Source organism: Planotetraspora thailandica (assembly GCF_016863335.1).
In the GTDB taxonomy this organism is placed as follows: Bacteria; Actinomycetota; Actinomycetes; order Streptosporangiales; family Streptosporangiaceae; genus Planotetraspora; species Planotetraspora thailandica.
In genome coordinates, this window is record NZ_BOOR01000004.1 from 164,979 (window position 1) to 178,681 (window position 13,703).

A 13,703-nucleotide genomic window follows, 5' to 3' on the forward strand; every position below is an offset into this window, starting at 1 on the left:
ATTTCGCATTGACTCGCCAGCAGCAACAATTGTTCTAGATGCTCTAGCCAAGACTGAGCGCTGAGAGAAGAGGTAGAAGAGAGCCTTTTCCTCGGGAGGGGCTCTCTGCTTCGTTTCGTAACCACCTCGACGTACGAGGTCAGTATGGGTCCGTTCCCCGGTGCAGGCCGGAGAGGCACGCATCTGGGTCGGCGGCCAGAAGAGAGGGCGAGTCAGACAGCGACGGGCAGTCCGACCGTCGCGAGCGTCCGCAGCGGCTCAGTCATTTCAGTGCAGTGCTCCCCGCCGTCCCCGGGACGCCGCGTCTGTGCCACGTTCAGCAATTCGATTCGGCTCTTCGAACATCGACAGAGACGAAAGCTCACGGCGGCCGATGAACATCAGTCGCTCGCGAGCGCCGCGTGGACGGATGAGACCGCGCTCGCACCATCGCCCATGGCGGTGGCGACTCGTTTCGTCGAGCCCGAGCGGAGGTCGCCGACCGCGAAGACCCGGGGTGCGCTCGTCTGGAACGGCAGTGGCGTACGGGACGATCCGGTGGGCAACCGGCTGTCTGTGAGGATGAAGCCGTCGTCGTCCTTGACCACGCCGGTCAGCCAGCTCGACACCGGGTCGGCGCCGATGAAGCAGAACAGCGCGCGGCACGCCAGCCAGTCTCGGCGTCCACCGGACCTCTCGACGACGATCGATGCGAGAGTGTCGTCGCCGGCCAGTTCGCGAACCGTGCTGCTGGTGTGGACCTGGATCCGAGAATGCGCGCGGATTCGGTCGGTCAGGTAGGACGACATCCGAACTCCAAGCTCGTCGCCTCGGATGATCAGATCCACCGTCGCGCCGTGGGCGGCAAGGGAGAGGGCTGCCTGCCCCGCCGAGTTGGCGCCGCCGACGACCGTCACCGGCTGGTTCTCATACTCTCGGACGTCCAGTTCGGTCGCCGCGTACCTGATGCAGCCCGACTTCTCGAAGGTCGCCCATCGCGGGATGTCGAGGCGCCGGTAGTGGGCCCCGGTGGCGGCGATCACCGCGCGGCACTCGATGCGTGAGCCGTCCTCCAGCAGGACGGCTGACCGGCGATCGTCGGAGAGATCGAGTCCCGCCGCCGCGCATGGCGAGTAGATCCGCACACCGAACTTGAGCGCCTGGACCATCGCCAGCCGGGTGAGGTCCGCGCCGCTGACCCCGTGCGGGAAGCCCAGGTAGTTCTCGATCCGGGCGCTCTTGGCGGCCTGGCCGCCGAGCCCACTGCGGTCCAGCAGCACGGTGACCAGGCCTTCGGACGCCCCGTACACGGCGGCGGCAAGACCCGCCGGGCCCGCGCCTACAACCACGAGATCAACGGGATGTCCGTCGGCCCGGTAGGTGAGACCGAGCACCTCCGAGACCGTTCCGGGCGTCGCGCGTCGCAGCACCGAGCCGCCGACGATCGCCGCCGGAAGTTCGTCCGCTGCGAGCTCGGCCGATGTCATCAGCGAGCGCCCGGACTCCGAGGTCGCATCGAGCCAGGAATGCGGCAGGAGCAACTGCGTCACATAGGTGCGCAGCTCGAGCGTCTCCGCGGCGTCCGGCCGGCCGACGATCTCCAGGGCGTTGCCGGCCACCGAGCGGATGAACTCGCGTCGCTCCCGGAACGCCTCGAGCAACAGGTCGGCGATGTCGACCTGTTCGGCGAGGACCCGGCGCAACATCACCGCACCGATCCGGACGAGTGTCCCGGCGGTCACCACTCGAGCGGTCAGGTAGACGTACTGACCGGTCAGCAGGTTGAGCTCGCCGAGGAAATCGCCGGGGCCACCGTGGTAGATCAGACGTTCTGGCTCGATCGCCGTCGCGTTCCGGACGATGTCCACGGTGGCTGTCAGGAGCAGGAAGAAGTCGTAGGAGTCGTCGCCGGTCGCGTACAGAACCTGGCCGGCCTCGGCGTGCTCCACCTCGCCGTACTCGGCGAGCCGGCGGGCCTGCTCGTCATCCAGGGCCGGACCGCGCTGCCCCGCAGCGTCGCTCACGTGGTTCCTCCGTGTGGTCTCGCTGCCTTCGCTGAGACGGCTTGGGCCCTTCTGGACAGGGATCTCATTCCGGCGCCTCGAACGCTCGAGCATCGCCGACCTCAGCGCGCGGCGCTCTTGATGAGGTCGGCCGTCACGGCAGGCTGCGAGATCATCGCGACGTGCGAGGCGTTGACCTCGGTGACACGCGCTCCGGCCCGCCGCGCCATGAACCGCTGCGCCTCGGCCGGAAGCACCTTGTCGTTGCGGGCCACCAGGTACCAGGAAGGAATCGCCTTCCACGCCGGCGCGCCGGAGGGCTCCTGCAGCGCGCGTAAGTCACTCGGCCGCTGACCGGCCCACATCAGCTCGGTGGTCGCCTTCGGCAGGTCGCCGGCGAACACGTCACGGAAGACCTCGTGCTTGACGTATCCATCGACGAGGCCCCCACCGTAGGGGCGGAAGTCCAGCGCCGTCTCGTCCAGCTTGCTTCCCGGGTACTTCGTCTGAAGACCCAGCAGCGTGTCACCCTCATCGGGGGTGAACGCGGCAGCGTAGACCAGCGCCTTCACGTTGGCGTTGCCAGTCGCGGCATTCGTGATGACCATCCCGCCGTACGAGTGCGCGACGAGCACCAGCGGGCCACTGAGCGTGGCGAGGATGCTGGTCAGGTAGGCGGAGTCGGCCGCCACGCCGCGCAGCGGGTTCGCCGGGGCGAGGACCGGGTAACCGTCGCGGATGAGCCGAGCGGCGACGTCGTTCCAGCCGGAGGCGTCGGCGAACGCGCCGTGCACAAGGACGACGGTCGGCTTGGGCTCGCCCTTCGGCCGCGCGTGCGCCTGCGCAGCGGGTGCGCCGAGCAGGGCAGCGGTGGTGACCGCGGCTGTTCCGGCCAGCAGCGTTCGGCGGGTGGTCGTCATGTAGGTGGATCCTTTCTCGGCAGGCTGATCGGGCGTCAGCGTAGGACCGGGTACTTGACGGGTACTGCACGATCGGATCCACAAACAATTCCTTGGTCGTCAAGTAGGCCGATCTAGCCTGACACCGTCATGCAGGTCGAAAACGGGCGGCTGGTCGAAATGAGACCGAGAAAAAGTCCACAGCAAATGAAGCGGGGTCTGATGGCCCACGTCATTTCCTATATAGCTGCCAATCTGGCCCAGGTCGTGGCGTGGTGGCTCTTCACCCCGGAACGCTTCTTCTGGCCGCTGTACTCGCTGGGCGCCTGGGGCATCGGGCTGGCGTTTCACATCTGGGCGGTCTACTCGCCGTCCCGCCGGATCCCGCATCACTCGTCTTTTCGGGATTGAGCGGTGGCGTTCTTCCTGGAGTTCGTACGCGATCCTCTGACGGTCGGCGCAGTCGCGCCGAGCAGCCCGGCACTGGCCAGAGTGGCGACTGCGGCCGTGCCCAGAACCGGCTCCCCGGTCGTCGTGGAGCTCGGCCCGGGCACCGGCTCGTTCACCGAAGCCATCCAGCGGCGCCTCGCGGGACGCGGCCGGCACATAGCCGTCGAGGTGAATCCACGGTTCGCGCAGAGGCTGGCTGCCCTCTATCCGGCGGTCGACGTCGTGCAGGCGGACGCGACCGATCTCGTAACGGAGCTGGCGCAGCGTGGGCTGCGCCAGACCGATGTCGTGGTCAGCGGCCTTCCGTGGGCGGCATTCGCCGAGAACCATCAACGCGACGTGTTGTCCGCGGTGGTGGCGACCCTGTCACCACAGGGCGCGTTCACCACATTCGCCTACGTGCATGCTCGATGGGCGCCGCCGGCCCGGCGCCTCCTGCGCTCTCTGCAGTCGCAGTTCGAGGAGGTGGTCGTCAGCCGGACGGTGTGGGCCAATCTCCCGCCCGCTCTGGTCTACTACTGCCGTCGCCCCTTGCGCCCGGCCGGCGGCGGAGGGTGACGTTGCTGCGGAACGCTCCGGCGCCGATCCCCAAGGGCAGGGCACCGGTGGTGATCGCTGATCGGGGGGCAGCGTAGGGCCGGGGTACTTGACGAGGACTGCACGATGGGTCCACAAACGATTCCGTCGTCGTCAAGTAGGCCGATCTAGCCTGGCTCCGTCGTGAAGGTCGGGCATCGGAAACGAGCGCGGCTTCGGCCGCGTCACCATTTGCCAGTGGGCCGAGGAGACGTGATCGAGCCCGTCCTGCGGCTGCCTAAGGCCCTTCACGTCCGCATCACTCCAGTACGCGAGGAGAAAAGCATCATGAGTTCCACCGCGACCAATGTCGTGCTCGTGCACGGCGCCTTCGTCGACGGGTCGGGCTGGCAGGGCGTCTACGACCTGCTCAAACGGGACGGCTACCGGGTCAGCGTCGTCCAGAACCCCACGCTGACGCTCGAGGGGGACGCCGAGGCCACCCGGCTGATCTTGGACCGCCAGGACGGCCCCACCGTACTCGTCGGACACTCCTACGGCGGCGCGGTCATCAGCGAGGCCGGTAACCACCCGCGGGTGTCGGCGCTCGTCTACGTCACCGCGTTCATGCCCGACAAGGGCGAGTCCGTGCAGACGCTCATCCCTGACCCGTCGTCGGGCGCGCCGGTGCCGCCGATCGTGCCCCTGGCCGACGGGTTCCTTGTTCTCGAGCGGGACAAGTTCCACGGCGCCTTCGCGGGCGACCTGCCCGCGGAGCAGGCCGCTTTCATGGCCGACTCGCAGGTGCCGTGGGGCGTCGGCGCGGTCGGCGGCGTGGTCACCGACGCCGCTTGGCGTACCAAGCCCAGCTGGTACCTGGTCGCCACCGAGGACCAGACGATCCCGCCGCAGGCTCAGCGGGCGATGTCCGAGCGTGCGGGGTCCACCGTGGTCGAAGCCGCAGGCAGCCACGCCATCTACATCTCCCAGCCGGAGGCCGTCGCCACGCTGATCAAGCAGGCGGCGGCCGGCAGCTGACGCCGGAATTCCGTACTAGGCGATGAATGGACCGGTCGCATGCTGCGGCCGGTTCGAACTCGATCCGGCGGTCTACTCCACGCCCCGGCCGAGGCGTCGCACGACCTTCCTCCCACACCAGCCCACGCGTAATCGGAGCCCCGAGGAGCCCTAGATGCCAACCCGAGTCAACCGGCAGACCGTCGACCTCTCCGCCTATCCAGACCTCCTGGTCCTGTACCTCGGCATGCGGGTGAATCGGCTGTACGGTATCCGGACCTTCTTCAGCTTCGGACGGAAGATCAGTGAGTCGGTCGCCGGCAAGCCGGACGGACTGCTGCTGCACGAGCCCGTCTACTACTCGTTCTTCCCGATGAACATGGGGATGCGCCAGTACTGGCGCGACCTGCCCTCGCTGCTCGCATTCGCCCGGTCGGAGCCGCATCGACAATGGTGGCTCGACTTCCTGCGAGACTCCGGCGGCACCGGTTTCTGGCATGAGACGTACTCGATCAAGGGTGGTATGGAGGCCGTTTACGATGACGTGCCCAAGCCGCTCGGCTTCGGACGGGTCGCCGGGATCCAGCGCGCTCGTGGTCCTATGTTCGGCTCCGCAGCCCGGCTGGGCCGTTCCGAAGGCGGCAGCCCAGTCCTCAGCGAGACGGACCTCTACGAGTCCTAGCCACGCAGAAGCTCGGCCAGGAATGCCGAGTACTGAGCCGTCGCGGTTCGACGTGGCCCGGCCGATGCGAGTGGTCGCTTCCGGCCGGGCCGTCGCCTGGGAAGACCTCAGGAAACAGGGACGGAGGAAGTGGGGATGTTGTAGCCGCGTAACCGCAGATAGGGGGCTTGTCCGCCGAGGTCGGCCGTCTGGTAGGCGGCGGTGACGGTGGTCGACTCCCCCGGCCAGAGGGAGATGTAGTTGTCGGTGTAGGTGACCGGCACGACCTCGGTGCCGCCGTTGCCCGCGGTGATCTCGGGACGGACGAAGAAGGCGAGGTTGGTCGCGCTCGTGTTGGTGAGGGTGATCGTGACTGTTTCCTGGCCGCCCGAGGTGACCCTGGACGCGGTGGCGTTCAGGTTGGGATTGGCGGGCAGGCTGTTCAGTCCGGTGAGGTTGGCGGAGTTCTTGGGCGTGGTCCGGTACCAGTTGCTCTTGTTCCCGAGCGTGTCGGCCGTCGTGGAGTACCAGTACAGGTTGTTGCTGACCGTCGCCCCGCTCGCGTCCTTCACCTGGAGGCGGATGAAGTAGGTGGTGGACAGGCCGGTGACGGCGGGGATGGTCAGAACCTGGGTGGAGGAGTTGGCCGCGGCGGTGACGGGCACCGACGTGGTGTATTTCTGGGCCAGGTCCGGGATGTTGTACAGGGTCGCCGTCGCGGTCAGGCCGCTGCGGGCCGTGAGGGTGGAGTTGACCACGAACACCTTCTTGGTGGCGTAGTCGTAGGCGATGTGCACCGGCTCGTTGGCCTTCTTGCTGCCGAAGTAGCCGCCGCCGGGTTTGAAGTAGTAGTCGTACAGATTCCAGTGCACCGACGGCCAGGCGCTGTTGAGCATCCAGAAGATGGTGCCGAAGGACTGGGTGTATTCATGGGAGTTCCACGCCTCGAAGAACGCCCTGGTGTTCTCGTAGTTCTGCAGTTCCGCCTTGCGTGAGTAGTCGGCCGCGCCGGTGGCCGTGCCGTACCGGCTGTTGAGCCCGGCGGTGAAGGGGGCGGTGTTGTCGAAGACGCTGCCGGCCTTGCCCGCGTGGTAGTTCCAGGCCGTACCGATCGGCCACTGGTCGGCGGGGGCCAGGAAGCGTTGCAGGCTCTCCAGCGGCGGCGGCGACTCGGTGCCTTCCTCGCCCGTGGTGCCGAAGGCGCTGCCCGCCTTGGTGGTGTCCCACCACAGGACCGGCGGCTCCCACACGTACGGGCCGTCCATCTTCATCCCGGCGTTCGCGTTGGACCAGGTGGCGACGTTGTCCAGGGTCGGGTTCTGCCAGTGCAGGGCGGTCGCGACGTTCTTGTAGGCGGCCAGGTGGGCGGCGGTCGGCGGCTGGTCGCTGCCGTACGTCCACAGGAATGTGCTGGCGTGGGCGCGGGTGGCGCGCATCTGGGTGTCGAGAGAGGCGACGGCGACCTGGGCCTGCTCGGCCGACCACCCGCTGTCGTTCTCCCACGCGCTGCAGCAGACGAAGCCGGGCATCACCATGATGCCGGCCTTGTCGGCCAGGTCGTGGAGCTCCTCGTTGCCGAGCGTGCCCTCCAGGCGGATGGTGTTGAGGCCCATGTCCTTGACGTACTTGATGTGCGCGGCGTTGGTCTTGGTGTCCCAGCGCTGCAGCATGTCCCACATGTAGCCGCCGCCGCGGAACATGATGTTCTGGCCGTTGACCTTGTAACCGGCGAACGACGTGCCGTTGACGGTGGTGCGGTAGTCGGTGAACTGACGGATGCCGAAGTCGATCCCCTTGGTGTCCGAGGTCGCCCCGCCCGCGGTCGCCGAGACGCTGAGCTGGTAGAGCTCCGGCGACCCGAACTGGTAGGGCCACCACAGGACGGGATTGGTGACGTGGACCGGTGCGAAGGCGACCTCGCGGCGCTCGTTCGGGTTCAGGGTGACGGTCTGGCTGAGCGGGATGCTCGGCTGGCCGGCCTTGCTGATGGTGGCGTTGATCGTGGTGGTGACCGGCGCCGCCGTGGCGTTGACCGCGTCGACGTAGACGGTCAGATCAGCGGCGTTGGTGGCGGGCAGCGGCAGGACGGTCTTGACGTAGGGATCGCGCAGAGCGACGGGCCCGGTGGTGTCCACCAGCGTCTTCCCCCACAGCCCGGCGTTCATGTCGGGGGCTTCGGGATTCCAGTCGACGGTGCAGAACGACAGGTCCTTGCAGTCGTGTGCCGGGGGCGTGACGCGAATGGCCAGGGCGTTGACCGCGCCGGGGTGGATCACGCCGGTCACGTTGTACTCGTGGCCGACCATCGTGCCCACCGCGTTGGCATCGAGCTGGGTGCCGTTCAACCAGATCTGCGCGCGGTAGCTGATGCCCTTGAAGCGCAACCAGTAGACCTGCCCCGGGGAGGCGGCCGCGGCGGTGAACTCGCCCCTGAACCACCAGTCCTGCCCTGTCAGGTCGGGGACGTTCTTGAGGTTCTGACCGAAGAAGATGTTCTGGTAGACGTTGTCCGCCACCAGCCCGGCCAGCACCGTGGACGGCAGTGAGACAGGGTTCCAGCTCGAGGTGGAGTAGCCGACCTGTGAGATGGCCGCGCCGGTGTCGGACAGCCCGGTGGCCGAGCGCAGTGCCCAGCCGGAGGTCAGCTCGCTGGAGGAGACGGTGGCCGCACGCGCGTCGACGACGCCGATGGCCAGTACCAGGGTGAGGGTGGAGACGAGGATCGCGAGGATTCGACGCATCATGAACCGCCCGGCCAGGAGATCTGCGTGGAGTGGTAGTAGTTGACGCCCATGACGTGCCAGCGTGGGCCCTGGGCGCCGAGCCGCTGCTTGAAGGCCGTCCAGTCGTGGGTCGCCTGCGGCGACCAGCCCAGCTCCGCCACCGCCGGGAGCCTGGGGAAGGCCATGTAGTCGATGTCGGCGCCCGTGACGATGGTCTCGGTCCACAGTGGCGCCTCGACGCCGAGCACGGATGAGGCGGCCACGCCCCTGAGGTAGGCGCCGGGGTCCCAGTCGTAGGCGGTCTTGACGTCGATGTAGCCGGCCCAGTTCTGCCCGAGGGTCGTGCGTGAGTTGTATTTCATGTCGATATAGGTCCGGCTGGCCGGCGACATGATGAGCCGCGTGCCGCGCTGGGCGGCCGTGGCCACCGCGGAGTCGCGGGTGGTGGTTCCCCAGTACTGCGCGACCGTCGAGGGCAACGGTGTGGCGTTCACGATGTCGTGCCAACCGACGACGGTCTTGCCGTGCGCCGCGACGATCTGCTGCACCCGGTTGACGAAGGCCGCGTAGTCGGCGGGCTGGGTGGAGGCGGCCTCGTCGCCGCCGATGTGCAGATAGGGACCCGGAGTGAGGGCTGCGAGCTCCCCGAAGACCTGGTCGATGAACGTGTAGGTGAGCTCCTTGGAGGTGCACAGCGAGCTGAAGCCGACGTCGGTGCCGGTGTAGAGCGGCGGGGCGACACCGTCGCAGTTGAGTGCCGGGTAGGACGCCAGCGCCGCGTTGGTGTGGCCCGGCATGTCGATCTCAGGGACGACCGTGACGAAGCGGGCGGCGGCGTAGGCCACGATCTGCTGGTAGTCGGCCTGGGTGTAGTAGCCGCCGGGGCCACCGCCGACGGCGGTGCTGCCGCCGTACGTCGCCAGATTCGGCCAGGAACCGATCGCGATGCGCCAGCCCTGGTCATCGGAGAGGTGCAGGTGCAGGTAGTTGATCTTGTAGAGGGCGAGCTGGTCGATGTAGCGTTCGACCGCGGCCACGGGGAAGAAGTGCCGGGCCACATCCAGCATGGCGCCGCGATAGCCGTACCTCGGGTAGTCCACGATGTGGCCGCCGGGCACCGGCCATGGGCCCGGCTGGACCGTCGCGCTGTCGGCCGCTACGGGCAGAAGCTGGTGCAGGGTCTGCACGCCGTTGGAGAGGCCCGCCGGCTGGTTGGCCCGGATGACGATCGACGTGCCGGTGACGTCAAGCTGGTAACCCTCGGGTCCGACCGTGGCGGGGGCGCCGGACAGCAGGAGGGAGATGCCGCCGGTGCCGGGCGCGGGCGCGACGGGGATCGGATAGCCGGTGGAACGGCGCAGGAGTGCGGCGAGCCGATCGCCGATGCCGGCCGCGGCGGGGTCGGTGTAGACAGCGGTCGACGCGGTGATGCCGTAGCTCACCCCGGGGGTCGCGGTCGTGGTGACGGGTACCGGGACGACCGAACCGAACGCGACCGCTGTGGCGGCCACCGCGGGAGGCGTGCCCAGAGAGACGAGGAGAGGGACGAGAAGGATCGCGAGGACACGACGGACGTTCAACAAACGCCTCCGCAGGGGTCCGATGCTGCGTGGTCACTGCTCTCCCCCGTGAGCTCTCGGCCCCACGATAAGCGGGCGGGATTTGTTCGTAAAGGTCTCTTCCAATCGCGGGGGGAGTTCTGTGCGTATGTCGAGAACGAGCGGTCGGCTCCGTCTGACTTACGAACGCGCCCGGGTGGGCGCGTCAACCGACAAGGGAGCCGGACATGAACCGCCAAGACGTCGCCGAGGAGCTGGCCAAGCCGATCTCGCAGAAGCTGCTGGGATCGTCTATCCCTGCACGGCTGGCCTACATCGGGACCGACGGCGCGCCCCGGGCGATTCCGATCGGGTTCTGGTGGACCGGCGAGCATGTGGTCATGGCCACCGTGCCGAAATCGGCGAAGGTTCGGGCACTGCGGCAGAATCCCAGGGTGGCGCTCACCGTCGACACCCAGGACGAGTGGCCGCCGCGGGTGCTGCTGATCCGCGGGGCGGCGCGGGTCGAGCTGGTCGATGGGGTGCCGGATTCCTACGTCGAAGCGTCCCGGAAGGTGGTCCCGGCCGCGCACGTCAAGGGCTGGGAGCAGGGGGTGCGGGCCCTGTATGACCAGATGGTCCTCATCACCGTCGAGCCGGACTGGGCGAAGCTGCTGGACTTCGAAACCACCCTCCCCAAGGCCGTCGAGGACCTGGTGCTGGCACGCGCGGGCGCAGCCGACGTCGACGGACCGATTCACAGTCGCTGATCAGATCTGTCGGCAGGAGAAAAAGGAGCGGCCCAAGGCTGGGTCAGGACACCCGGCCCGCGCTGATCCCGGATTGTCGGGGCCGCCGGTGCACGGCGGCCCCGACGCGCTCAACTCTGCCGCAGGGCGGGCATCGGAATCGGAATGGAGTAAGCCGTTGCGCCGCCGCCCACGCCGCCCTCGCACGTGTTGGGCGGCAGGGTGGTCACGCCACGGGTGGAGGGCCGCTCCGCCGCCCAGAACATGTAGCCGAGCAGTCCCGAACTCGTTCCCGCGCCGTTCGGCGCGGCCGTTTGGACGAAGGTGCCGGTGGTGTTCTGCAGCGACGCACCGAAGCCGGTGCACTCGGGAAGGACCTTGTTTCCCTCGGCGATGTAGAGGCTGCCGGTGAACTTGGCGGGAGCCAGCGGCGGGATCGGCGGGGCGTAGGTCGCTTTGCCGTCCAGGTGCTCCTGCCAGTTGGCGATCGCGGCGGAAGCGCTCGGCTGGCGGGCGGGAACCATCGCGTTGGCGTAGTCCAGGACCGGCGCGGTGGTGCGCAGCCAGTCCGCCGTCGCCTTTCTGCCGATGTCGATCAGCCATCGATCGCCTGCGGCCAGGTCGATGGTCAGGCGCGCCGCCTGGTTGGCTCCTGTGGCGTCGTACGGCAGGACGGCCCGGTACGCGTCGATGAAGGACTGCAGGCCCGCGAGGTCGGCGCCGCTGTTCTCCTCGTAGTCGATCTCGATGCCGACGCCGAGCCGCTGGGCCACCTCGGCGGCGTTTCGGCCGAACTGGGCCGCGTTCTCCGCCAAGGCCGCGTTCCACGCGTCGGTGTAGGTGATGCCGCCGATGGACAGCATGACCCGGATGCCGCGGCTCTTGAAGTAGTTCACGATGTCGGCGGTCATGCCGCGCGGAACCCCGTCGAGGGTCTGGGCGTCGGTCGTCTTGTGCAGCAGCTTTACCGGGTGGACGAAGCTGAGCACTACGACGTTGACCGAGGGGCGGCCGTCGCCTCGGTCGATGAGCCAGTGGTTCTTCTGGTCGAACTCGCTCACATCACGGACGGCGCCCCAGATGCAGGCGTCGTTGCCGCAGTGCCATGACCCGTAGACCTGAATCGGGGTGGCCGCGGCCCTGGCAGGGACCGCGATGAGGAGGGGGACGAGTAAGCAGACAAGAGCGGCCAGACGGCGCATGCCAACCTCCCGTGAAAGGAATTGTAAAGAAGGTTAGCTGTTACGGGCGCGGCCGTCCCTCACCAAAAGGAAAGAAAGCGCGTGATCCACCCGGGCGTGTTCTGATCCCTACGGCTCATCGCAAGGTGCCTCTGTCAATCGAGGTCGCCGCGCTCCCCTGTGTCGGCCTCGCGGTCGTTACGCAACACAAGGTTGCGGATGGCCGCCGTGGCGGCTACAGTCATGCGCAACCGATGGTTGCTTATTGGAGGTCCCTGGTGGAGTTTGGAAAGTTGGAGCGCGAGATCCGCATCGACGCGGCACCGGAGATCGTGTTCGATGTGGTGAGTCGTCCCGAGCACATCAAGATGTGGTGGCCCGATGACGCGTCGTTCGAGCCTGCGCCAGGCGCGGTCGGCGAACTGGTGTTCGGCGCCCACGCTGCGGTTGAACCGATCACGGTGGTCGACGTGGATCCGCCCCGCAAGTTCGCGTTCCACTGGATCGCTTCTGATGGTCAGCTGCCCGATGCGGACAACTCGCTCCTGGTCACCTTCGAACTCGAGCCCTCCGGCGACGGCACGATTCTGCGCCTGACTGAGAGCGGCTGGCGGGAGAAGGGCTGGGAGGCCGCTGTGCTCGAGGAGGCCTTCCACGACCATGAGCGCGGCTGGGACATGTTCCTGCCCAGACTGCGGAGCTACGCCCCTTCCGTGGTGGCGCAATGACCGTCGCCGTCGACGACGAACTCTGGTCGGCGATCGGCGACCCGATCAGGCGCCGCCTGCTCGACCTGCTGCTCGCGGAAGGAGTCGGTACGCCGACCAGCCTGAGTGATCGTCTCCCGATCTCGCGCCAAGCGGTCACCAAGCACCTGGGCGTCCTCGATCGCGCAGGCCTCGTGCACGCGACACCGATGGGCCGCGAGCGGCGCTACGAAGTCGACGAGGCGCAGCTCGCCCGCGCCGTCCGGCAACTGAATGAAGTCGGCAAGACCTGGGATGCGCGACTGAACCGAATCAAGCGCATCGCAGAACAGATCCAGCGTCAGAAACACGACTGACCGATAGGCCGCCGCGTTCGGACGAATCAATCACCTTTGGAGGACGCATATGAGTGGATTGCTGCTTGGCGATAAGAACGCTGTGATCTATGGAGGTGGGGGCGCTATCGGCGGCGCAATCGCACGGATATTCGCCCGGGAAGGCGCGAGGGTCTTCATCGCCGGGCGGACGCAGGCGAAGCTCGACGCCGTGGCGCGTGATATCGCCGCCACGGGCGGAACAGTCGAGACCGCGCAAGTCGACGTTCTCGATCAACAGGCGGTCGAAAAGCACGCCGATGCGATCGCGGCGACGGCCGGCAGCATCGACATCGCCCTCAACGCCGTGAGTGTCATGCACGACCAGGGGACTTTGCTGGCGGACCTCTCGCTGGAGGAGTTCATGCGGCCGATTGATGGCTTTCTGCGGACGCTGTTCATCACAAGCAAGGCTGTGGCACGGCACATGGGTCGCGAGCGTCCTGGCGTCATCCTTACTTTGTCCGAGCCGGGTTCCAAACTGGCTGTAGGCGGCATCTTGGGGCACAGCGTGAGCGCGGCCGGCAAGGAGGCCTTCTCGCGGGTTCTGGCCGCGGAATTGGCACCCAGCAACATCCGCGTGATCACCATCCGTCCACACGCTGTCGTCGATGCGCCGGCAGCGGGTTCCTACACCAAGGACCTCTTCAAGCAAACCGCGGCAGCGGCCGGGCAGTCGGTCCAGGAATTGCTCGAAGGAGGGGGGATGGTGCAGGGGACGCTTCTAAAGAGGCTGCCTACGCTCTCTGAAATCGCAGAGACGGCCGCGTTCCTGGCTTCAGATCGAGCTGGAGCCATGACCGGAACAATCGCCAATCTGTCCGCCGGCGCACTTGTCGACTGAGACCCCTATGCCCGATCAGGCCGACAAGGCCAAGCTGCTTCGTTCCCTGCACGTCCCGGACG

General features: G+C 67.4%; 13 protein-coding genes. 8 read left to right on the forward strand and 5 right to left on the reverse strand.

The genetic code is table 11. The annotated features are described in order from the left end of the window. Window positions 1–380 precede the first annotated feature (380 nt). Window positions 381–2,003: an FAD-dependent oxidoreductase gene (locus Pth03_RS01715; RefSeq protein ID WP_203942276.1), complete on the reverse strand. Its 1,623-nt coding sequence runs from the start codon at window positions 2,001–2,003 to the stop codon at window positions 381–383. Between the two features lie 101 nt (window positions 2,004–2,104). After that, window positions 2,105–2,902, reverse strand: a complete 798-nt coding sequence (locus Pth03_RS01720) for an alpha/beta fold hydrolase (RefSeq protein ID WP_203942277.1) — start codon at window positions 2,900–2,902, stop codon at window positions 2,105–2,107. A gap of 129 nt (window positions 2,903–3,031) precedes the next feature. Between Pth03_RS01720 and Pth03_RS01725 the strand changes: the two genes are divergently transcribed. The 4 genes from Pth03_RS01725 to Pth03_RS01740 all read left to right on the forward strand — a co-directional run bounded on the left by Pth03_RS01725 (window position 3,032) and on the right by Pth03_RS01740 (window position 5,546). After that, complete coding sequence (locus Pth03_RS01725) at window positions 3,032–3,292, forward strand: 2TM domain-containing protein (RefSeq protein ID WP_203942278.1); 261 nt, start codon at window positions 3,032–3,034, stop codon at window positions 3,290–3,292. Between the two features lie 3 nt (window positions 3,293–3,295). Further along, a complete protein-coding gene (locus Pth03_RS01730; protein WP_203942279.1) occupies window positions 3,296–3,889 on the forward strand; it encodes a class I SAM-dependent methyltransferase in 594 nt (197 codons plus the stop codon). Between the two features lie 306 nt (window positions 3,890–4,195). Beyond that, a complete protein-coding gene (locus Pth03_RS01735) occupies window positions 4,196–4,885 on the forward strand; it encodes an alpha/beta fold hydrolase (RefSeq protein WP_203942280.1) in 690 nt (229 codons plus the stop codon). Between the two features lie 154 nt (window positions 4,886–5,039). Then, window positions 5,040–5,546: a monooxygenase family protein gene (locus Pth03_RS01740; RefSeq protein WP_203942281.1), complete on the forward strand. Its 507-nt coding sequence runs from the start codon at window positions 5,040–5,042 to the stop codon at window positions 5,544–5,546. A gap of 107 nt (window positions 5,547–5,653) precedes the next feature. Here the strand turns inward: Pth03_RS01740 and Pth03_RS01745 are convergent, their stop codons facing one another. Together Pth03_RS01745 and Pth03_RS01750 are read right to left on the reverse strand one after the other, a co-directional pair. Beyond that, window positions 5,654–8,269, reverse strand: coding sequence for a glycoside hydrolase family 2 protein (locus tag Pth03_RS01745; protein ID WP_203942282.1), 2,616 nt, complete (start codon window positions 8,267–8,269; stop codon window positions 5,654–5,656). Further along, on the reverse strand, window positions 8,266–9,828 hold the full coding sequence (locus tag Pth03_RS01750) for a beta-N-acetylhexosaminidase (protein ID WP_275413008.1): 1,563 nt from the start codon (window positions 9,826–9,828) through the stop codon (window positions 8,266–8,268). Before Pth03_RS01750 ends, Pth03_RS01745 begins: the two co-directional genes overlap by 4 nt. A gap of 206 nt (window positions 9,829–10,034) precedes the next feature. Here Pth03_RS01750 and Pth03_RS01755 point away from each other — a divergent pair, with 206 nt between their 5' ends. Continuing rightward, window positions 10,035–10,556 carry a pyridoxamine 5'-phosphate oxidase family protein gene (locus tag Pth03_RS01755; RefSeq protein WP_203942283.1) on the forward strand — a complete coding sequence of 174 codons (522 nt, stop codon included), beginning with the start codon at window positions 10,035–10,037 and terminating at the stop codon, window positions 10,554–10,556. Between the two features lie 110 nt (window positions 10,557–10,666). On the opposite strand, the gene Pth03_RS01760 is transcribed toward Pth03_RS01755, so the two are convergent. Further along, entirely contained in the window at window positions 10,667–11,737 is a 1,071-nt protein-coding gene (locus tag Pth03_RS01760; protein WP_203942284.1) for a glycosyl hydrolase family 18 protein, read from the reverse strand. Between the two features lie 272 nt (window positions 11,738–12,009). On the opposite strand from Pth03_RS01760, the gene Pth03_RS01765 reads away from it, so the two are divergent. The 3 genes from Pth03_RS01765 to Pth03_RS01775 are packed head-to-tail and all read left to right on the forward strand — an operon-like array spanning window position 12,010 to window position 13,641. Beyond that, window positions 12,010–12,444 carry an SRPBCC family protein gene (locus Pth03_RS01765; RefSeq protein ID WP_239118687.1) on the forward strand — a complete coding sequence of 145 codons (435 nt, stop codon included), beginning with the start codon at window positions 12,010–12,012 and terminating at the stop codon, window positions 12,442–12,444. After that, window positions 12,441–12,779: an ArsR/SmtB family transcription factor gene (locus tag Pth03_RS01770; RefSeq protein ID WP_203942285.1), complete on the forward strand. Its 339-nt coding sequence runs from the start codon at window positions 12,441–12,443 to the stop codon at window positions 12,777–12,779. The genes Pth03_RS01765 and Pth03_RS01770 overlap by 4 nt, the downstream gene beginning before the upstream one ends. 49 nt (window positions 12,780–12,828) lie before the next feature. Continuing rightward, a complete protein-coding gene (locus Pth03_RS01775; protein WP_203942286.1) occupies window positions 12,829–13,641 on the forward strand; it encodes an SDR family NAD(P)-dependent oxidoreductase in 813 nt (270 codons plus the stop codon). The last annotated feature ends 62 nt before the right edge of the window (window positions 13,642–13,703 follow it).